The organism is Phoenicibacter congonensis (genome assembly GCF_902386915.1).
GTDB classification, from domain to species: Bacteria; Actinomycetota; Coriobacteriia; order Coriobacteriales; family Eggerthellaceae; genus Phoenicibacter; species Phoenicibacter congonensis.
Genome location: NZ_LR698997.1, coordinates 1,340,960 through 1,360,420, shown reverse-complemented (window position 1 = coordinate 1,360,420; position 19,461 = coordinate 1,340,960). Strand labels below are relative to the sequence as shown.

The window sequence follows — 19,461 nt, the reverse complement described above, 5'->3', positions numbered from 1 at the left end:
AAAATTCGTGTTTTACAGAATTGCATATGATGAGCCGGGGAGGCTCAGGCTTCGTGCGGGCAAATGGGTGTTTAACGACATCCAGGCCCGTGGCGTAGCTTGCGAGTTGCTTCAAATTGATGATGTTTCGTCTGTTGTTGTTCGTGTTGCTAACGGTTCTGTTCTTGTTGAGTACTCAAAGATTCGGCCTCAACAAACGCGTCAAAAGATACTCGATTACATAAGCTCTCTCGATTCTGAGTGTCTTCCTGAAAATCCAGAGGATGTGACATGTGATTTAGCGGCAATAAATAATGCGTTTATATTCAGTTTGGCGCGAACGGTTGCAATTCGTTATTTCAAGAAAATTTTCCTTCCATATAAATTGAGGTTGGCATGGACATTGTTTAATTCGCTATCCTATATAAAAGAAGGAATTAGGGCTTTTAAAAAGCGAAAGCTGACAGTTGAGATGCTTGATGCTACGGCAATCACTACTGCTCTCATATCAGGCCATGTTGAAACCGCTGGTCAGGTAATGTTTTTGCTTGGAATCTCGGACATTCTTGCTGATTATACTCATGCGCGGACTCGAAATGCACTGCGTCAAAATCTGTCTATTTGTGTTGAAAAAGTTTGGCTTGTCCAGGAAAATGAGCAAGAAATCGAAGTTCCGATAGAAAGCATCCAAATTGGGGACAAGATTCGGGTTCGCGCTGGTTCTGTCGTGCCTATTGATGGTTTTGTTGTTTCTGGATTGGCCGAATTGAACGAAGCTACAATGACTGGAGAAAGCGAGCTTGTTCCAAAAACTTTGGGTAATTCTGTACACGCTGGAACAGTTGTTGAAGAAGGATTGATTGTTGTGCAGACAACTTCTAAAGTTGGGCAGTCTAGGATTGATTCTATTGTTGATCTTGTCGATAATTCTCAATCGACAAAATCGTTAGCTCAGAGCAAAGCAGAAAAGTTGGCTGATAGCGTTGTTCCTCTTTCGCTCGGCCTTTTCTTAGCTGATTTATTCTTAACTCGCAGCGTTCAGCGTGCTTTGAGCGTGTTGATGGTTGACTATTCTTGTGCAATAAAATTGTCGACTCCAATTGCTGTCATGAGTGCAATGCGAGAAGCGACAAATCACAATATAGTTGCTAAGGGTGGAAAATTTCTCGAGGCATTCGCTGCGGCTGATACCATTGTTTTTGATAAAACTGGGACCTTGACAAATGCAAAACCTGAAGTTCACAGTGTTGTCTCTTTGGGGGATTATTCGGAAGACGACATTTTGAGGATTGCTGCATGTCTCGAGGAGCATTATCCTCACTCGATGGCCCGCGCAATTTGTCGTGCCGCAGACGAGAGGAATCTACAGCACAAAGAGGAACTCCATAATCATGTCGAATATATCGTTGCACACGGAATTGTTTCGGCTGTGAATGGTAGACGCGTTGTTCTCGGAAGCGCTCATTTTGTGTTCGAAGACGAATTGGTGGAAAAGCCACAAAATCTTGATTCGAAGATCGCTGAGAAAAACGATGCCGGCTCAGTGGTTTATATGGCAATTGATGGTGTTTTGGAAGGCGCAATCATTGTCGAGGACCCAATTCGAGAAGAGGCCTTTGAAGTCGTAAGCACATTGCGCGACTTAGGTTTTGCCCGCATAGTAATGCTCACTGGAGACAGTGAGAACTGTGCTAAAAAAGTAGCTTCGGAATTAAATCTTGATGACTACTATTCTCAAGTTCTGCCTGAAGAAAAGTCATCGTATGTACAAAGAATGAAGGAAGAGGGGCATGTAGTTGCATTTGTTGGGGACGGTATAAATGACTCACCAGCTCTCGCTTGTGCTGATGTTTCCATTGCTATGAGTGACGCTAGTGACATCGCTAGAAGCGTTGCAGATGTGAGCGTTCTCGACACAAGTTTGAAACCACTAATAGAATTGCGAAAGCTTTCGGTTGCCCTAACCAACAGGGTAAAGAGCTCTTACAATTTCATTATTTGGTTTAACACCATGCTGATTCTTCTTGGACTTGCTGGAATTCTCACTCCTGAAAAAGCGGCTACCTTGCATAACCTTTCTACAATTGCGCTATCTGCAAAAAACACAACACCTCTATTGAAACCTCACAATAATAAGCTCTGAGTATCAAGTTTCAAGTACTGTTTCTCAAAGGAAATGTTTGCCTCGCATCTGCGGATAATTACAGTGGGCACACATCGCTCATGCTTTTTTGGATTTTAGCCATGCATAATAACCTTTAGTTGTTCAGCAATTGCCTTTATATGACTTCTTTTTACACTGGTGTCAGACATAACGCACTGGTGTCAGACATCACACCTTAGGCAATTTACACTGGTGCCAGACATGTGATATTGGTGCCAGAGATGGATTTAAATATCTGTCATTCGTTTATGTGGCACTTTTCTACCCGTGCTTTTCTTTGTGTTTGCCCCAGCTTTTTCAATGGGGTCAGACATAACGCACTGGTGTCAGACATCACGCGTTAGGCAATTTACACTGGGGTCAGACATGTGATATTGGTGCCAGACATGGATTTAAATATCTGTCATTCGTTTATGTGGCCCTTTTCTACTCGTGCTTTTCTTTGTGTTTGCCCCAGCTTTTTCAATGGGGTCAGACATAACGCACTGGTTTCAGACATCACGCGTTAGGCAATTTACACTGGGGTCAGACATGTGATATTGGTGCCAGACATGGATTTAAATATCTGTCATTCGTTTATGTGGCCCTTTTCTACTCGTGCTTTTCTTTGTGTTTGCCCCAGCTTTTTCAATGGGGTCAGACATAACGCACTGGTGTCAGACATGATTTCGAGTCGAGCCGCCTTTATTGTTCTTGCTGCGGTAAAATTAAAACTTCGTAATATAAGGGGGGTTGACATGGATATCAACGAAATGCTGGTACAGATTACCGGCGACATTGACACCTGGATGTACACCTACGTTCTTCTAATTCTTCTCGTGGCAGTGGGCATCTATTTCTCATTCAAAACAAGGTTTGTTCAGATTCGCTTTATTGGCGACATGTTTCGCCAGGTGACTGAAAAGAAGCATGTTGAGGGTGAACGCTCGATTTCTTCTTTTCAGGCTCTCATGGTTTCTACTGCTAGTCGTGTTGGTACTGGCAACATCGCTGGTGTAGCGAGTGCGATTGCTGGTGTAGTCGGCGCTGGAGCCACTGGCGGTGCTGGCGCAATTTTTTGGATGTGGGCAATGGCGCTTGTTGGTGCAGCTTCTGCATTTATTGAATCAACATGTGCACAAATTTGGAAAGTCAAAGACGGCGAAGGTGCTTTCCGCGGCGGTCCTGCCTATTATATCGAACAGGCAATTGGTAGCAGAAAGTTTGGAGTCCTTTTCGCAATACTTTTGATTCTTTGCTTTGCTTTTGGTTTCAATGGCCTTCAGGCATTTAACGCATGCTCTTCTCTTGAGTATTACATGCCTGACTACCAAACAAATGGCGGTGCAATGATTGTTGGACTCATTCTTGTGCTCATGACCGCTGCTGTAATTTTCGGTGGCGCAAAGCGAATCAGCGTCATCACCTCAATCGTTGTTCCAATAATGGCATTTGCATACATCGCTGTTGCAATTTGGACGACTATTATTTTTGCAGACTATATTCCTCAGATGTTCCAGGCGATTTTCGCAGCAGCATTTGATTGGCAAGCAATATTCGGCGGCTTTACCGGCAGCGTAATCATGCTAGGAATCAAGCGTGGTCTTTATTCGAACGAGGCTGGCATGGGCTCGGCCCCAAATGCTGCAGCTACAGCGTCAGTCTCTCATCCTGTAAAGCAAGGACTCGTACAGAGCCTCTCTGTCTACATTGATACTCTTCTGATTTGCTCTTGCTCAGCTGTAATGGTTTGCCTCTTCCTCGTGCAAGATCCTGAAACTGCGCTTCAGTTTAAAGGAATTCCTCTAGTTCAGCAGGCCGTTCAAAACTCAATTGGACCAATTGGAATCCACTTTATTACATTTGCTATTTTTGCGTTTGCATATTCATCACTCATAGGAAACTATTTCTATGCAGAAAGTAACTTTAAATTCATTACTAAGAACAAAAATGCTCTAATCGTTTTCCGTTTCCTCTGTCTGGCTGCAATCCTTTACGGCGCTGTCAACAGCTTCGACCTTGCATGGAATCTCGCCGACATTTTTATGGGGCTCATGGCAATGATGAACCTCATCGTAATTTTGATAATTGGCAAGTGGGCGATTCTCGCACTTAAGGATTATGAGAAGCAGAAGAAAGAGGGGAAGGATCCTGTGTTTTTGGCTTCATCGATTCCTGGGCTCCCAGCTTGCGATTGCTGGCATGAGGAACACATTCCTGAAATCGGAGAGCCTGTCAAAGAATTTTTTGTGGATCCTTTATCTAAATAAGTTTCATCATAATAAAGAACTTGAAGGGAGTCGTGTGACTCCCTTTTTTTATGTTTAGCTACTCATCCGTTCTTTCATTATGCGATGTAACCGAATCTAAAATCACTGGCGTCAGACATAAATCACTGGTGCCAGACATAAATCACAGGGGTCAGAGATAGTTCCCTAAACAAAGGTGCCAGACATAAATCACTGGCGTCAGACATAGTTGCCTTCTTTTCGTTTCCTTCGTGGAAATCCGCACTTTTAAGTTGATGTAAAAGATGATATTTAACAATGGTGTCAGACATAAATCACTGGGGTCAGAGATAATTCCCTAAGAGATGTTTCCCTAGCAAATGGCCAGACATGAATCACCAGTGCCAGACTTGACTGTTTCATTCAAAAGATTTTTTAACTTCCGCATTATCGTTACCATAGTGCTACAATCGTTAGCATTGATTAACTTAGATTAGTGGAGTGCAACGCATGTCTGAATTTTTAAAGGTTCACGCTCTTGAGAAGTCATATGGCGATGGCGAGAGTCGAACGAAAGTATTACGAGGAATAAGCCTGTCGTTAGATAAGGGAGATTTTTGTGTCTTGCTAGGTCCTTCGGGATCTGGGAAATCAACTTTTCTAAACATCGTTGGCGGTTTGGAATTGTGTGATTCAGGGACAATCTCAATCGAGGGGCGTGAAATTACTAAATTTAACGATAAACAGCTCGGTGAATATCGTCGAGAAACGCTCGGCTTCATCTTTCAGTTTTACAACTTGGTGCCAGATCTCACCATTCGCGAAAACATTGAGGTTACAAAGCACATTTCAAATGACCCACTTTCAGTTGACGATTTGTTACACGATTTGGGCCTTTGGGAACACAGGCTTAAGTTTCCCAATCAAGTTTCCGGCGGACAACAACAGCGCTGCGCAATTGGCAGAGCTCTTGTAAAAAACCCGAAGCTGTTGCTTTGTGACGAGCCGACAGGAGCCCTCGATTTTTCTACTTCAAAAGAAATTCTTGGCCTGCTAGAGCGCGTGAACAAGAATTACGGCACAACAATTCTTGTTGTTACACACAACGAAGCAATTTCAAAAATGGCAACAAGAATCTTGAGACTCCATGATGGGCTTCTCGTTGAAAATAGTTTCAACGAAAACGTTGCCCCTGCTTCTTCTTTGAACTGGTAGGGGGTCAATTCGTGAGCCCTTTGGCAAAAAGACATCTGCGTCAACTCAAGAACAACTGGTCTAGGTATCTTGCGCTTTTCTTGTTGCTCGTGCTGTTTGTTAGCATCTGCTCCGGCTTCAAGGCGGCAGTGACTTCATGTCAAAAGATAGTTGGTAGTGTTCGTGACACATACACCGTTGAGGATGGGCGTTTTACCTCAAATTTTGAACTCTCCAACAATGTAATCTCTAGGGTTGAAGATAAAGGTGTATCCCTCAACGAGCTTTTTTCTCTCACGGCAAACTCTACATTCAGCTCAGGAAACAAAGAAGCTGATTTTAGGGTTTTTAAAAATAGAGAAAATGTTGACAAGGTGGCGATTCATGAGGGAACGTTGGCAAGTGAAAGTAATGAAATTGCGCTTGATGTTTCATTTGCCCACAACAATGACATTAACGTAGGCGATGTGATTGCCATTCAGGGGCTAAAGTTCACTGTCGTTGGGCTCATTTCGCTCCCCGACGCGCAAATGCTTTTCAAAGATAACTCCGACATGATGGGAAACTCAGTTTCATTTGGCATTGGGTGTGTTTCAAAAGACGGTTTTGCGTCAATTAAAAACTCTGGCGCAACGGTTTCTTATACCTATTCTTTTGTTTGTGACGACCGTCAACTGAGCGATTCGAAACGATTCGATCTCGAAAGTGAAATCTCCGATTTGCTGGCCGATGAAAAAGTAACGCTTTCATCTTTTATTGATTCATCGATGAACAATGGTATCAATTTTGCAACGAGTGATTTTGAAGGCGACAGCTCTATCGTTGGTGTTCTAATGGTTCTTGTGATTGCTTTGCTTTCGTTCATTTTTGCTGTTCTGAATAGCTCAGCCATAGATTCTGAGTCTGCCGTCATTGGAACGCTGCTTGCGTCAGGCTACCGAAAATCAGAACTTCTTCGCCACTACATGAGCCCTCCTGTTCTAATTGGAATTGTTGCAGTGATTTTGGGAAACATCGTTGGGTATCTATTTGTTATCGACTACATAGCTGGTCTTTATTATTCAAGTTACAGTCTTCCGCCTTTCTATGCGAATTTCGATTGGGGTGCGTTCGTAGAAACTTCGATTGGTCCGCTGCTCCTCTTAGTCTTTATTACTTTTATTGGCCTTGTTCGTAAATTACGTCTGACCCCACTTCAATTCCTTCGTCACGACTTGAAAAAACATCGCAAGGCTTCAAAAATAAATTTGCCAGAAAATCTACCTTTTACGACGCGTTTTCGACTGCGCGTAATTTTGCAAAATAGAGGTAACTTCATAACTCTGTTCTTTGGGATCACTTTCGCAAGCCTGCTTCTGATTTTCGGATTCTGTATTATTCCAACAATGGACAATTATAGTGACGATTTAAAAACCTCCATGCCTGCCGAACACATCTACACTCTTAAAAGCGAGGTTAATTTGGATGGTAAGCAGGAGGAGCGTGAGGCTTGGAGCGCTTTAATGGAGTTGCGAGAAAATGTAGATATGACTCGCGCGAACGAAGAAGACATAGCTAACATGGCAAGGCAGTACTACATTTCTCATTCTGGGCATGCTGAACTTCTTGGCATAGAGACGCCAGAGCAATTTGACACACTCAAGCCAAGCGATCTTGGTTTCGACGATTCTGTTTATGGAAATATGACAATTTCACATCTTGTTGATTTGATTGAAAAATCAAGCAGGATTGACATCAGTGATGAGAATGCGATTCCTGTCAATTCCTATGAACTTTCAAAAGATGCCCTTGATCAGGCGGAAAAAATCGCAGTTACTACGCTAAAAGTTCCACGTCGATACAGCGACAGCGAAGAAGAAGTTACTGTTTACGGAATTCAGCCAAATTCAAAATACTGGCAGAACCTTTCGGTGAACAATCTTTCAGAAAACGAAATAGTTTGCGGTCCTGGTCTTCTTGATAAATGTTTTGTTGAAAAAGGGGTCGTCTTTGGCGCCAATGCCGAGTTTACGAGTGACGAATATGACCTAATTCCGGTTGACACTTGGGGAGGCAGCACAAACACAAACATCTACATGTCGATTGAACAATATCGAAGAATATTTGGCGAAAACGAAGGTTATTTTAATGGCTACGTTTCCAATGAGGATTTGCATATCGACAAAGAGTATCTTGCTCGTGACATGACCACAGCAGACATGGAAAGCGTTGCGATACAAATGAACCAAGTTATGTCACGCGTGGTAGGCATAATTGTGTTTTTAGCTCTTGTAATTTATTTGATTGCGATGTTTTTACTCACGAAGATCATCGTTGATAAGTCGGCACGCTCAATTTCCTATATGAAGATTTTTGGCTACCGACCTAAAGAGATATCAAAACTCTACATTTCGTCAATTACTACCACAGTTGTTGCATCTTTGCTGATCTCGATGCCAATCATAATTTTTGTTGTTTCTTGGATTATGAAGCTTGCAATGGCGAGATACTCTGGAAACCTAATCACCATGGTTCCGTCTATAGAACTTATTAAAGTATTTTTGCTTGGTATATTTTCCTATGCGCTAGTTGTAATTCTTGATTTGCGACATATTCGGAAGGTGCCAATGGCTATGGCACTAAAGGTTCAGGAATAAATCTGCACTCGCGGCGTGAGGAACCCTTGGTGCCAGACTTCCGGCACTGGTGCCAGACATGAATCACCAGTGCCAGACTTGAACTCGAAGAATAAAACAGTTGTGGGAATAGCGATTAACAGCTCTCTTGCAAGGGTGCCAGACTTCTAGCACGGGGGGCAGACATAAAATCATCGGTGCCAGACATATAACTCGCACAGTATGTAAAGGAAATTCATTGAGTCCGATTTTTGATTGAGACACGGCCATCCCATGGAGTCAAACATGAATTGAAAATGGTCATTCTTACTAAATGTTCACTTGTTTTTTAGGTTGACTTCTTCTTTTTTGCCTATCTGCTTCTAAGTTTCTTCCGCCGTAACTATTGAGTTCCCTTGATGTTTTACCTGAGTATCTTTGATTTTGATGATTATTCATTTCTCTAAAAAATAGCCAAGTATTAATTTATTAATTTTTAAATTTAAAAAGTCTCGAGTAAGCACCTCATATTTGCAATGGTGCAAGCCATAGATTTAGGTTTTCAACACAGGGGTCAGACACAGTTTTTTTACCAATTTCAGCCAACTTAGCACTTAAAACACCCTGGTTGAAAGCCCAATTTCGCTTTTCTTCATTTCCTCGTACACTAGTTCAACATCTGTTCTATCGGTTTTGAATAACCTGTTTATTCTTATTTTTCTTCACTATTCAGAGTAGGCTAATGTTGAAACGAAAGCTTACAGGGAAAGGAGGGCATTATGCCGCGACCTTTGAGGTGCGATTCGCCTCTGCGTGTTCTTAATATTGGGCAAAAAGGGCACAATGGGCAGGTCATTTTTTATTATGACGAAGATCGAGAGTATTACCTTGAGTGCCTGCAAAATGCCTGCAAAAAATTTGGGGTAGTGCTGCTTGGTTATGTGTTGATGTCAAACCATATCCACGCGTTGTTTTACGGGGATATTGAAAAATGTGCGAGTGTTTTTCAATCTATTGGTTCAACTTATGTGCGCTGGTTTAACCGAAAATATGGCAGGACGGGGACGCTTTGGAATTCCCGCTTTTACTCAAAGCCTGTCCAGGACGAACAGCAATTCTTGCAAACTGCGGCATACATCTTTAACAACCCGGTAAAAGCGGGCATCGTGAAGCGAGCAGAGAACTATAGATGGTCCTCGTTTAAGGACATGGATACAAAAAAATTCGACGAAAAGGCAAGAGAGATACTTGATTCGACGCTTTCGATTGCCTATCTCAAGCAGTATACGCACGAGGCCGCCGAGGTCAAGTTCGATTCAGATGTCCAGAAACAGTGCGAAGTTATTCCGAATACCACACCCTCTGATCTTGAGGTTATTGATGCAGTCAAAAGACTTGTTAAAAGTAAGAATCTTGGTAAAATCCCAATGATGTCCAGGTCTTTTCTTCGGAAACTTGTTAAGGAACTCCTGAAGTTTGGGTCTAACATTAGTCAAATTTCTCGAATCACAACTTTAACACGTCATCAAGTTAGCGTCCTCGCTACGTAGGTTTAAGCGTTAATTCAGCCACTTGGAAAGCTAAGAGAGACGGTTCAGATATCTGACTTCGTGCTTTGCACTCTATTTGACATTAGAATAGATGTTTCATTTTTACATGTGAAAGGTTTAAGCAGCCACTGTGTTTGCAATTGCTTATATCCTTAATTGTTTATTCTTCTTTCTCTTCCTGCCTCCTTTAAATTAGAAATTCAACTTTCATCAATGCGTCAATTAGTCATTTTTTTGCTGTTTTACTGTTAATTTGGGATTTGTTTTATATGGAAATTCGGAATTATGTGATTATTTGTTGCTTTTTTCTTTTGCCAGTGTCTCCCAAGCGTCTCTCTAGTGTCACGTCTCTCTAGTGTCAGACTTTTTGCATCAGGGTCAGACGTAAGTCGCTATATTTCGTCACTGTATTTCGCCGTGAAAGCAGGCAAGTTATTCTGGCAGGAAGATGGTATGTGCTTTGGGGGGTCGTCTTGGTGCCAGAGTTTTGTATTGGGGGTCAGACTTATCGAGGGTGTGGCTGTTCTTGAGGTTCCATTGGATTCTTTGATCCCTATACAGAGATAAGATGTTGCTAACGCTAATTAAATTTGCAGGTATGAAAAGAGAAACAAAAAGCTTTCAGCACAGTTGTGCCAGAGTTTTTGTATTGGTGTCAGACATAAATTTTATGAAAATAGTTCATAGTGCGATAATTAATGCATGGGCAATAAGAAAACAGAAAATCTCGGGAAGGTAAGAGGAATTGTAAAACACGGCAGGGGAGATGGCGTTTCGCTTGGATTCCGCACTGCCAACCTCGAAGTTCCTCGCTCTTCCATTCCGGTCGATGAAGGGGTCTATGCCGCCTATGTCGAAGTTGGCAACCAATGTTTTCGCGCTGCAGTTTCTGTTGGGGTTTCTCCCCTTTTTAAGGCAGAAACTCACGCTAATATCGAAGCGCACATTCTCGATTTTGACGGCAATTTGTATGGAAATGAAATAACAATCGAGTTTGTCGAATTCCTACGCCCAATGATTAACTTTACGTCTACGCAGGAATTAATTTCAACTGTCCAACACAACATAAATCAAGCTAGGGCTTTGCCGCTGTAGTCTAAAAATGTCGTAACAGCTTCACTTCCGCTCACTTTCGTTTGTACGTTAATGGTGTCTGCACTGGAACGGGGCATGAAGTTCTTTGCGAGGAAGTATCTTATCTTCGCCTTTTTATCTGGAATGCGTGTCGATTTAACTTGTTCATTTATGTCAGAGAACAGTCACTGGTGTCAGACATTAATCTCTGGTGCCAGACACAATGGTTGGTGGAACAATAATTGAACAAGTATTTTCACTGGTGCCAGACATGGTTCACTGGTGCCAGACACAAATGTTGCTTCATAATTTAGAGGATGGTTGTTAGGATTGCTTTTTACGAACGGTGTGATAAATGTATTTTGAGTATGGGGAAACCGAAACTTCATATTTGTGCAGCAAAGACGCCCGTTTAAAAGATGTTATTGAACGCATTGGGCACGTTGACAGAAACGTTGACCCCGATTTGTTTTCCTCAGTAGTGCACCATATAATAGGGCAGCAAATATCTACCAAGGCTCAGGCTACAATATGGCTCAGAATACGCAACGAACTAGGAGTTGTCAACGCAGAGTCGATTCTCGATGCGGTCCCAGAACAACTTCAGTCCCTTGGTCTCTCTTTTCGAAAGGTGGTCTATATTCGTGATTTTTCGCGAAAGGTGCATTCTGGAGAGTTTGATTTGGAAGCTGTTAAAACGATGTCTGATGAAGACGCAATTCAGGCCCTTGTAGCTTTGAGAGGCATTGGTGTTTGGACGGCGGAGATGATATTGTTGTTCTGTCTTCAGCGTCCGAACATTTTAAGTTATGACGACTTGGCGATACAACGCGGTTTGCGAATGGTTTATCATCACCGAAACATTACCCGCAAACTATTCGAAAAATACAGACGACGTTTTAGCCCTTATTGCAGCACCGCAAGCATTTATCTTTGGGCTGTTTCTGGCGGTGCCATCCCTGAAATGAAGGATTTTAAACCCAAAAAATCTGGATAAAAGCAGATACTTTCTCTTCTCTTTTTAATGGTGCCAGACATCACGCATTAGTGCCAGACGTGATTCATTAGTGTCAGACATTACCCCCCTAGTCATGCTTAGTCATGCTAATTGGTGCCAGACATGATTCATTAGTGCCAGACATTACCCTCTGGCAACAGACATAAGTTCTCGATATTTCTTAGCTGCCAGCTAATGGATTCAGTTTTCATGCGTGCTATCTTAAGCGTTAATATTTCTAAGGAGGATTCATGGAAGATGTTCAAAACTTTAATGGTTCAGGAGAAAATAAAAGCAAATCAGTTCTTGCAATTGTTGCATTGATATTAGCAATTATTGCGCTGATTATTTCTTGGGTTCCAATCCTGAATAACTTTTCTTTTATTATTGCAATTCTTGCTGCAATATTTGGGGTAGTCGCTGTAGTAAGCGTTTCCAAATCCCACGGTCGAAAAAGCGGTAAATCAATAGCAATTGCCTCAATCGTAGTTGCTGCGATTGCGGCAGTTGTTGTTTTAGCATCTCAGGCGGCTTATTCTTCTTCAGTGGACGAAGCCAGCAGGCAACTTCAAGACAGCGCTGACAAAATGACTGGAGATGCGACCGAGCAGCTACTCAACACAGACATTGACGTCAGTCTCGGAGACTTCACTGCTTCGCCAACCACCTATGGAACTTATGACACCAAATTAGTGGTGACTGCTACAAATAAGAATTCAGAGGCTAAGTCATACAGCATTAAGGTTGAGGCGGTAGACTCAGATGGGAAGCGAATCAAAGATGACACAGCTTATTTCAATCAATTAGGATCGAATCAGTCACAGGATGTTGAAATCTTCAAATTCGTTTCTACCGATGATGTTGAATCACTTCAAGGGGCAACATTCAAAATAATGTCGGTAAGCCAGTACTAATAATTAACTCAGTTGGCTTGTTTGCTCGTGAGCGTGCTGGCAACCCTGGTCATTCTGCCTTATATATCAGGGTTGCCGGTTTTTATTCTTTTGCTCATTAAGTAACCTAAGGTGAGGAGAATTTAGAGAGAAGTAAGCGAAAGTGAGTTTCGGCGAGCAGATTTTTGTAAAGACGCTGAGGCAATGTTTGTGTGCTGCTCGGAAGTATGTTGATTAATAACTGATCTCAGAAGTGATTGCGGCAAATATGTGCATTCAGGTGTCAATGCCGCATCTAACCTGTATCAGAATTTGTTGATAGCTATCTCAAACCATTTGACGTTACAAAGGTTTAATGGAGAGATGTGCGCAAAGAATGACGCTGATAGCAATAATGCTGTCATTATTCAGAGGATTAGTGTTTGTAGAAAAGTGGTCGAACGATAATTTAATTTCTCTCTGCTAACATTTCTTTTAATGTTTAAAGAGATTAGTTGGAAGGGCATTAATAAATGAGTTTTAAGGAACCACTAACTGAAGAGTTGTTGGGAAAAATACTTGAGTCGGATTCGATAGAGGACTTAAGTGTTCCGAAGGCTTACTCTCGCAGGACCTTTGCTGAATATTTCTGCGAACTGCTCGAGATTAAACGCAAAAAGCGGGTAGATGTGATTCGCGAGGCTGGCATTGATGCTACATTCGGCTATCAGATTTTCAAAGGTCAGAGAAATCCATCGCGCGATAAGGTCCTGTCGCTTTGCTTGGCTCTCGACTGCACGCTTCGAGAAACTAACCGGGCTCTTAAGATTTCTGGAGCAAACGAGCTTTATTCAAAGAATCGTCGAGATGTGATTATTATTTTTGCAATCGAACACAACTTTTCTTTTCAAAGAACAAATGAAGCTCTTTATGAATTTGAGGAACCGACGCTTAATTAAACCACTTTAAACGCATGAAAATTACTGCAGTAAAAGATAGTCACTCAGAGAAAAAAGATTCATCAGAAAAACAAGACATCTTTTGCAAGACCTCTTGTTCCTCTGCTCGCGCAACTTCTGCTTATTCTGAAGAACTGCGTCAGCTGCTAGAATCCTTCGACCAGGATGGAGTCCGTGTAGAAGAGACGTTCAAAGAATCGAGTAACGAGACAACACAGCGCGTTCTCTATGCCGGGAAGCAGTGTATTCGAAAAGTTATAAAAACAGGAGGTAGGCGCACCGGTTATGATCTTTTGTTTGACTTGCAACGCGAAGGCGTCCCACTCCAATTCGTGCCTAGAATCCTCGATTTAAAACAGGGAAGTGATTCCGAAGTAGTCTTCATAGAATATTTAGAAGTGCCGTCATTGCGCGACTTAATTCTAGTGGAACCATTGTCACGAGACGCGGTGAATAACATATTTCTAAAAATATGTGATGCAGTAATTGAGCTCCATTCACAGAACCTGCCAATTATTCACAGGGACATAAAGCCTTCAAACATATTAACCAACGGAACAAACGTTTGGATTATCGATTTTGGCATTTCTCGCGCTTATGATGCACTGCAGAATTCCGACACCACGGTTTTTGGCACGCAGGGCTTTGCCCCGCCCGAGCAATTTGGGTTCGGACAAACTGATGTTAGAAGCGACTTATATCAGTTAGCTCAAACCTACTATTTCATGGTTGCTGGCCATCAAGCAGAAAAGCCACTAACAAAAATTGAAAATCTTGATGAGTTGTTCGGGAAAAATGTGGCAAACGTTTTGCGTAAGGCTTCTTCCTTTGATCCTGACATGCGCCAGCCAAATGTTTTGCAGTTTAAGCAAGAAATTCTTATTGCCCTACAAAATGACTCCACAGCTGCCGCATCTGCTGGTACGTTTCGTGGAATAGTGCTCGAAGTGCGCGAAGCGCTACGCGGCAAGTTTCAATCGGCAGGAATCATTTGGAACGCATTTCTGGTTGTCCTTTTCATTGTCTTGTTTTATGTTTGCTGCAAGCTTGCTTTTGTTCCTCAGCCACCTTCTGTCAGTTCAACTCCGACGGCAGATTTTGCATTTAATGTTGCCATTTATATAATTGGTTTCGTTCCGTTTTGCTTCTTTATTCTGTTTGCCTTTTACGACAAAAGGCGAATCTCTAAACGTTTGAAATTTTTTCAAGAACATGCCGTCATTAAATCGCTCGCTTTGATTGGTATTGGAATTGCATGGATTTTCTCTGTTGCTTCATTACTGGTTGCTTTGTTTTACTTTCGCCCCATCTAAGCACTTCGTATTCTTTTCAATTTCTTTTTAAAACTATTTATTCTCTTGTCAATAATTGACTGTGAGGTGCCCCGCGTTATAAATGAATAATGAGAGATAGGGAATTTATGAAATGAATTTTATTTGTGTGTCACGGCATTATTTGTAGAAATCTCTAAAATTCCCTGTAATATCAAGGTTTTTCGGGCTTGAAGGTGGTGCTACTACACCACTACCACACCAGTGAGTCTCGATGTTACAAAAATCAGAGCTCGTACTTGGTTGGAGTTCTTGTATGTTCTCCGGTAGATTTGATGGTTATATGCTGTTCAACTTCTTCGTCTGGTTCCGGGCAAGGCCCATAACCAAGCCGGTTGGAAACCAGTCGATTCTTTCTAAGCTCCTTTGAACAGGAAGGGGTTCTCGCCAGAAAGCAGGGCAAGTCGGCTCAATGCCAGAATAAACCACGAACGATTTTCAGTGTTCAAGATGGCTGCTGCATCGAATGCCCAATGATTAAAATATCGCCATTGGGAATAGATTGCCGATCCAAGCAGTTTAATGTCCGTAACCTCGTCAATGATACGATTTAGCGCATCACAACTGCTTGCTGCATCGCCATATTTTTCTGAAAAGGCATGGCCGCAATCCATCTGGAATCCCAATGCCTGACAATCATCAGCCAAGTAATGGTCAACCAGCTCTATGTAGCTGATTTTTTGATCTCTGAATTTCTCAATCCACTTTGTGGCGAATAAGTGTACTTGCTCTAAATACTCCATTGTGACCTCCTTCCGAATCGGATTAAAACTCCTCCCAAGTCCGACCGTTCAGATCATTTGCGATCACATCGGTGTCAGGCATTGTTTTATATCCGAACATATCAGCAAGATTGAATAACTTGCTTTTCTGAATCGGATTCTTACTGCTTTTTCTAAAGTCCATCGGGTAGAACTTTTCAACGATGAAATATCTATGGCTAATCGTTCGAAGGTTATAGCCATAATTATCTGCACGACGGATTGCCTCGTTGATGCGTTCAATCTCATCTGTGGTAGGTTCGGCTCCGCTTTCGGCACGATAGGTCATGCTGCCGTTATTTTCAACTGCGATGACGGTTTTTTTCAGCTTACCAATGGCACGGATACTCTTGTCCTTATACAAGCCGATATATCCATGTTCTGAGAAGTTGCGGGACTCCCGGTCATAGAACAAATCCAAATCCATATTATCCTGAAAAGTTGTACTGGCTACGGTTGCTCTCATCCATTTATAGCCATCCGGTATCAGCTTTTCATCAAAGCAATACTTCTTGAAATCGTCTAAAACGGCGATGATCTCCGTATCTCTGTCGTCAACAATATCCTCCATAGCGTCCATAAGCTGCTCGAATGTCAAGTTGACGTGCTTAATCGGATGGATAAGCCGAGTTGCATTTTCGCTATTATACTTTTTCAGTTCAACCGCCAGTTCATCAAACAGTTGCGGTTTCATCGGCTTGGGGTCAAGGGTGAGCAAAACCTTTATATCCTCAGCACCAAACTGCTCCAGATGATTTACAAGCTGCTGCTTATAAAACTGATTGTAGAGCTTTGTTTCCACCACTATTTTGAAGCTCTTTTGGCTGATAACCGCATCCGGAACACTATCGTCACCAACGACCTGCAAATCAAAGGTGATTTCCGGGCTTTCGTCCTCTCCAAGAATAAGGCTGTTCAGCATAGAAAAGAACTTATCAGCGTTATAGTTATACAAACGAGAGAGCATCAGCATGGTGTTTGAGGTATCCACATTCTCTTTGGAGTGGTATCTCTGAAAATAATGTATCTGCATATCGCACCTCCTAAAACCCATCTGCCGTTTCGTCTGCGTTACCGGGTCAGTTGATAACTCAATTCCAGCAAGGGCTTGATTTCATCTGCCGAGACTGTACTATCGAGAAGAATGCTGATCCAATTCTCTTTGTTCATGTGGTAGGCGGGGAAGAATCCCTCTTTCATACGCAGTGAACCTATCATCATCGGATCGCACTTGATGTTCAGAGCATCAACCGTTTTATCTTCTTGCAATCCCAGCTTTTTTGCATTGACTTCAACCACCAACGCAAACCACTTTTTATTGTTCTAAAGATAATACCGTTTGCCTGACGACCGGCAAGGAGATCACGCAGATTCTCACGACTCTGAGCGTGCATCGGGTCCTGACGCAAGAAATCCTTGCACTTTGCTAACTGTCCGAAAAGATAATCGTCCAGGTTGTTTCTGTCGGCCAGCACAACAATCGTTGGGCTATCCAAGGCTTCCTGAAGCAGATGAGAATAGAATACCATTGACAGCGATTTACCGCTGCCTTGCGTATGCCAGAACACACTACCTTTACCATCGGTAACGGTAGCTAGTTTGGTCGATTCGATTGCCTTTCTTTCAGCAAAATACTGACTATGGATATGGTTCGCATCCTCCTTGCGAAAATTCAGGACGAGTCCAATGCCTCCCCTGACAAGTATCCAAAGTTTTGGATTACGGCTAAACAATATGCATCTGAAGATGGAAGAAAACAGGTTGCGAAAGAGATCCGTGCTCTTTTTGGCGAATATGCTGATTCCTATCCGAATGTGTTTGACGCTCATGAAGATATATCCGTAGGTGACTCAACTCTGATCGAGGCTGCCTCGGTTTTGCAACGCTATACGTTCATCAGCCGCGGTGATGATGCTGATGAGTGGGATCTTATGGTTGCCGCTTATGAGCAGTTCACACATTCTGTGCTTAAAAGGCAACAAGGCCAGTTCTTCACGAACCGTTTAGTCGTAAGAGCAATGGTTCATATGCTTAATCCGAGTATCACGGACGCCGTTCTTGATCCGGCGGGCGGTAGTGGTGGTTTTGCTACCGAAGCATTTCGCCACAAACGCCGCAAAGTCATCGAGAGCACGATTGAGGGCACTGCGCAGAGGGAAAGGCAACTTGAACGTTCCAAAAACATGGTCTTTTTAGTCGAGATTTCTCAGCGTCTTGTCAAAATTGCCAAAACGGCCATGTTGCTCAGCGGTGACGGCAATAGCGGAATGACGCAAGGCAATTCGCTCGATGAATATTCCAATCTTGATGGGTGGATTACAAGTCACTGTCCTAGGCACACCCCTGACGTTATAGTCACTAATCCACCTTTCTCGGGTCAGAAAACCGAGTCTATGATGATGGACCCGGAAATACTTAAGCTATTCAGCTTCGGTCACAAGCCCACTTCGGACGGAATCTTCCCCGAAATCGGCGGAAAGGATGACTGGGAGGCCAACAGGGGCACAATACTCTCTCGGCAGGCGCCAGAGCTGCTATTCCTGGAGCGCTGCATTGACTGGCTCAAACCTGGTGGGCGTATCGGCATCGTCTTGCCAAAGGGCATCCTAGATAATCAAACCTATGTAAACTACCGAAAATGGGTGCTCTCCAATTGCAAGGTTGACGCCGTTGTGACGCTTCATAAAAATACCTTCGAGCCAGACACCGGGGTGCGTACGTGTATTCTGTTCCTCTCCAAACCCTCGGAAGGTGAAGAGGTTCCCAGCGACTACACCATCTTCATGGCTCAGTCTAGGCGAGTTGGTAGAGACTCAAAGGGTGAACCAGTCTTCTCCCTTGATGAAAAGGGGCACGCTACAGACGTATTGGATGAAGATCTGACCCAAATCTCGGATAGTTATGAAACGGTCAAGGCTAATGGTACATTTATCGAGTCCGAAACGTGCTTCAGTGCAAAACGTAGCGAATTGGACGACAATCTTAATCTGAATCCCCAGCATTATTCACCAGAATTGAACGCTACCTTAGAGCGCGTAAACGAGTTTGACGAAAAAGAAGGATGGTCGGTTACCACAATTGGTCAGCTCGATAAAGACATTCACATCTATATGGGACCAAGGTGGAACTCTCGCAGCCTTGTTGTGGAGAATCCTGATGACACAACGGGTCTAACCCCATACTTAACAGCAAACGGAGCTTTGGAACAACGCCGAATGACTGTCAAATGGTTCGATATGTCGCGCGCTACCGCCAAAAAGCGTGATTGCGTTGAGAAGCTGCGTGTAAGGCATGGGAACATCTGCCGCTCATCGCAATCGCAAACAACGCGGGAAGCCTGCCGCTGCTTATCTGCGCCATCCTGATCACGCTGCTTGCCACTTGCATGTACCGCACCATGACGGTGGTCATCGTGGCTGACATCACGCCGCACCCGCTGCGCACCAAGGCCGACTCCGTGCAGAAGATCGTGGGCTACGCCGGCACGGGCGTCATGCTGGTTGCCATCTCGGTCATGGTCCCCAACGTGGAGCGCCCCGACTGCCTGCCGCTCTTCCTGCTGCAGGCCGCCTTTGTGCTGGCGTCTGCCGTGGTGTACGGCCTTCTGGTCAAGGAGTCGGCGCTGGTGCAGAGGATGCCCCAGAAGAGTCTCGAGATGGGCATCCGCGAGGAGGCGGCCGAGGCCGATTAGGGCGGGTGCCGGCGCCCTTGCCGCCGGCGGCCGCGGCTCCGGACAGCGTACATAAAGATGAGCCAGACCCCCGAATCCGCCCGATTTG

At 43.5% G+C, this 19,461-nt stretch carries 15 protein-coding genes and 1 pseudogene; 12 read left to right on the top strand and 4 right to left on the bottom strand.

Annotation, left to right across the window (positions count from 1 at the left end; genetic code table 11):
* Positions 1–7 precede the first annotated feature (7 nt).
* The 10 genes from FXZ76_RS05930 to FXZ76_RS05885 all read left to right on the top strand — a co-directional run bounded on the left by FXZ76_RS05930 (position 8) and on the right by FXZ76_RS05885 (position 14,903).
* The gene (locus FXZ76_RS05930; protein ID WP_079536650.1) at positions 8–2,122 is read left to right on the top strand and encodes a heavy metal translocating P-type ATPase; all 2,115 of its coding nucleotides are present in this window, start codon (positions 8–10) and stop codon (positions 2,120–2,122) included.
* A gap of 758 nt (positions 2,123–2,880) precedes the next feature.
* On the top strand, positions 2,881–4,392 hold the full coding sequence (locus FXZ76_RS05925) for an alanine/glycine:cation symporter family protein (protein ID WP_079536648.1): 1,512 nt from the start codon (positions 2,881–2,883) through the stop codon (positions 4,390–4,392).
* Between the two features lie 468 nt (positions 4,393–4,860).
* Positions 4,861–5,565: an ABC transporter ATP-binding protein gene (locus tag FXZ76_RS05920; RefSeq protein WP_079536645.1), complete on the top strand. Its 705-nt coding sequence runs from the start codon at positions 4,861–4,863 to the stop codon at positions 5,563–5,565.
* Between the two features lie 11 nt (positions 5,566–5,576).
* Complete coding sequence (locus FXZ76_RS05915; protein WP_079536643.1) at positions 5,577–8,180, top strand: ABC transporter permease; 2,604 nt, start codon at positions 5,577–5,579, stop codon at positions 8,178–8,180.
* Positions 8,181–8,917: 737 nt separating this feature from the next.
* Positions 8,918–9,688, top strand: coding sequence for a transposase (locus FXZ76_RS05910; protein WP_079536640.1), 771 nt, complete (start codon positions 8,918–8,920; stop codon positions 9,686–9,688).
* A 702-nt stretch (positions 9,689–10,390) separates the two neighbouring features.
* Entirely contained in the window at positions 10,391–10,783 is a 393-nt protein-coding gene (locus FXZ76_RS05905) for a riboflavin kinase (protein ID WP_079536637.1), read from the top strand.
* A 334-nt stretch (positions 10,784–11,117) separates the two neighbouring features.
* Positions 11,118–11,759, top strand: a complete 642-nt coding sequence (locus tag FXZ76_RS05900) for a DNA-3-methyladenine glycosylase family protein (protein WP_079536635.1) — start codon at positions 11,118–11,120, stop codon at positions 11,757–11,759.
* Between the two features lie 251 nt (positions 11,760–12,010).
* Entirely contained in the window at positions 12,011–12,673 is a 663-nt protein-coding gene (locus FXZ76_RS05895) for a hypothetical protein (RefSeq protein WP_079536633.1), read from the top strand.
* Between the two features lie 491 nt (positions 12,674–13,164).
* Positions 13,165–13,590 carry a helix-turn-helix domain-containing protein gene (locus FXZ76_RS05890; protein ID WP_079536628.1) on the top strand — a complete coding sequence of 142 codons (426 nt, stop codon included), beginning with the start codon at positions 13,165–13,167 and terminating at the stop codon, positions 13,588–13,590.
* 14 nt (positions 13,591–13,604) lie between these two features.
* Positions 13,605–14,903 (top strand): protein kinase domain-containing protein, encoded by a 1,299-nt coding sequence (locus FXZ76_RS05885; protein WP_079536625.1) that lies wholly within the window; start codon positions 13,605–13,607, stop codon positions 14,901–14,903.
* 374 nt (positions 14,904–15,277) lie between these two features.
* Here FXZ76_RS05885 and FXZ76_RS05880 read toward each other — a convergent pair whose 3' ends face one another.
* The 4 genes and pseudogenes from FXZ76_RS05880 to FXZ76_RS05865 all read right to left on the bottom strand — a co-directional run bounded on the left by FXZ76_RS05880 (position 15,278) and on the right by FXZ76_RS05865 (position 17,415).
* On the bottom strand, positions 15,278–15,664 hold the full coding sequence (locus tag FXZ76_RS05880) for a hypothetical protein (protein ID WP_197682115.1): 387 nt from the start codon (positions 15,662–15,664) through the stop codon (positions 15,278–15,280).
* A gap of 22 nt (positions 15,665–15,686) precedes the next feature.
* Positions 15,687–16,715: a hypothetical protein gene (locus FXZ76_RS05875; RefSeq protein ID WP_079536623.1), complete on the bottom strand. Its 1,029-nt coding sequence runs from the start codon at positions 16,713–16,715 to the stop codon at positions 15,687–15,689.
* Between the two features lie 38 nt (positions 16,716–16,753).
* Positions 16,754–16,987 (bottom strand): annotated as a pseudogene (locus FXZ76_RS05870) (MmcQ/YjbR family DNA-binding protein); the annotation flags it as partial.
* On the bottom strand, positions 16,921–17,415 hold the full coding sequence (locus tag FXZ76_RS05865) for a DEAD/DEAH box helicase family protein (RefSeq protein WP_231961766.1): 495 nt from the start codon (positions 17,413–17,415) through the stop codon (positions 16,921–16,923). The pseudogene FXZ76_RS05870 and the gene FXZ76_RS05865, both read right to left, overlap by 67 nt.
* Here FXZ76_RS05865 and FXZ76_RS05860 point away from each other — a divergent pair.
* Together FXZ76_RS05860 and FXZ76_RS05855 are read left to right on the top strand one after the other, a co-directional pair.
* Positions 17,323–19,047 carry an HsdM family class I SAM-dependent methyltransferase gene (locus tag FXZ76_RS05860; protein ID WP_147571562.1) on the top strand — a complete coding sequence of 575 codons (1,725 nt, stop codon included), beginning with the start codon at positions 17,323–17,325 and terminating at the stop codon, positions 19,045–19,047. The two genes, FXZ76_RS05865 and FXZ76_RS05860, sit on opposite strands and share 93 nt — an antisense overlap.
* A 20-nt stretch (positions 19,048–19,067) precedes the next feature.
* Positions 19,068–19,373: a hypothetical protein gene (locus tag FXZ76_RS05855; RefSeq protein WP_147571560.1), complete on the top strand. Its 306-nt coding sequence runs from the start codon at positions 19,068–19,070 to the stop codon at positions 19,371–19,373.
* The last annotated feature ends 88 nt before the right edge of the window (positions 19,374–19,461 follow it).

What these genes read in the sequence shown, in the direction of transcription:
- FXZ76_RS05860 (WP_147571562.1), top strand. Translation starts at nt 17,323, where the DNA reads ATGGATATGGTTCGCATCCTCCTTGCGAAAATTCAGGACGAGTCCAAT.
- FXZ76_RS05875 (WP_079536623.1), bottom strand. Translation starts at nt 16,715, where the DNA reads ATGCAGATACATTATTTTCAGAGATACCACTCCAAAGAGAATGTGGAT.
- FXZ76_RS05925 (WP_079536648.1), top strand. Translation starts at nt 2,881, where the DNA reads ATGGATATCAACGAAATGCTGGTACAGATTACCGGCGACATTGACACC.
- FXZ76_RS05910 (WP_079536640.1), top strand. Translation starts at nt 8,918, where the DNA reads ATGCCGCGACCTTTGAGGTGCGATTCGCCTCTGCGTGTTCTTAATATT.
- FXZ76_RS05900 (WP_079536635.1), top strand. Translation starts at nt 11,118, where the DNA reads ATGTATTTTGAGTATGGGGAAACCGAAACTTCATATTTGTGCAGCAAA.
- FXZ76_RS05890 (WP_079536628.1), top strand. Translation starts at nt 13,165, where the DNA reads ATGAGTTTTAAGGAACCACTAACTGAAGAGTTGTTGGGAAAAATACTT.
- FXZ76_RS05905 (WP_079536637.1), top strand. Translation starts at nt 10,391, where the DNA reads ATGGGCAATAAGAAAACAGAAAATCTCGGGAAGGTAAGAGGAATTGTA.
- FXZ76_RS05885 (WP_079536625.1), top strand. Translation starts at nt 13,605, where the DNA reads ATGAAAATTACTGCAGTAAAAGATAGTCACTCAGAGAAAAAAGATTCA.
- FXZ76_RS05920 (WP_079536645.1), top strand. Translation starts at nt 4,861, where the DNA reads ATGTCTGAATTTTTAAAGGTTCACGCTCTTGAGAAGTCATATGGCGAT.
- FXZ76_RS05855 (WP_147571560.1), top strand. Translation starts at nt 19,068, where the DNA reads ATGTACCGCACCATGACGGTGGTCATCGTGGCTGACATCACGCCGCAC.
- FXZ76_RS05880 (WP_197682115.1), bottom strand. Translation starts at nt 15,664, where the DNA reads ATGGAGTATTTAGAGCAAGTACACTTATTCGCCACAAAGTGGATTGAG.
- FXZ76_RS05895 (WP_079536633.1), top strand. Translation starts at nt 12,011, where the DNA reads ATGGAAGATGTTCAAAACTTTAATGGTTCAGGAGAAAATAAAAGCAAA.